Below are 1,008 nucleotides of genomic sequence, written 5' to 3' on the forward strand. Positions count from 1 at the left end.
GCAAGTCTTGGTGCAAACGCTATCCCTAGAAAGTGCGACACAGCGAATATCTGCTCTGTATAACCATGTGTATCGGTTGAATGTACTTGCCTAAGATCCGTCACTTCATTTTGGAGTAAACCATCAATGACGTATGGTGCCTCACGATCGGAAGCGCTGAAGACAGAGTTGTGGAATAACGACTGCTTTTCATCAATGAATGTATAAATTGTGACGCCCTTGTCTTTGCCGAAATATTTGTAGGAATGATTCGCGTGCAAGCAATCTACATCGACGTTTACCTTTCTACCATCACTCGATGAGTGGAGAACTTCCGGATCCTTTAGATAAGCACTGGATAATTTTAAATTGTGGATTGCATCTACGATGCGGTTATTAGCTTTTCTAATATTTTCTAAACTGAAAAACCAGTTAACTGTGTTGTGCAGCGTGTGCTCCTGTATACCAGCGGAAATACTCGCGAGTTTGCCTAAGCCAATATTACAGCCCTTTGCAAGAATACCAGCCATTAGAGTTTCTTCCTTTGGTTTCATCTTTACATTTTTAGGGCTCAGGTGCTTAAAGTCAGCAGTGAACTGGCATACCTGGTTTACTTCTTTAAGTAGTTGGAGAATTGGAATATATCCATCCTGGGATAGGGCATCCGCAATAAATGATTCCTCTTGAAAGTCAGTTTTTGGCGTGCTCACTCTAGATACTCGGCCATCTTTAAAAGTGAGGGAGGTATTTATCCCGTCGGCTAAGTGCTTATTAACAACCTTGTATTTCTCGTGAAGGCCCAATTTTAAGCCCGCTAAATATGCTTCTCCGTCTATGTACTCAAGTAGATTGCACTCGCGCAAGATCTGGTATTTTCGAGCCTCCCAATATTCTTTATCAATCATGTAGTCCTGAATGCTGCGGAAGCGATATGAGTAGGCTAAATTTAAGTCCCCGGATTTGATTGCTTTAGAGATATAGATAAACAGCAGGCACTTATACAGAGGGATTGAAAAGTCATTACGCTCA

1 protein-coding gene is annotated in these 1,008 nt (G+C 41.7%); it reads right to left on the minus strand.

Annotation, left to right across the window (positions count from 1 at the left end; translation table 11 throughout):
- A partial coding sequence (locus A3750_RS23570) for a Tn3 family transposase (RefSeq protein ID WP_156498886.1) occupies positions 1 to 884 on the minus strand: 884 nt, incomplete at its 3' end.
- Positions 885 to 1,008: the final 124 nt, after the last annotated feature.

Source organism: Oleiphilus sp. HI0079 (assembly GCF_001635105.1).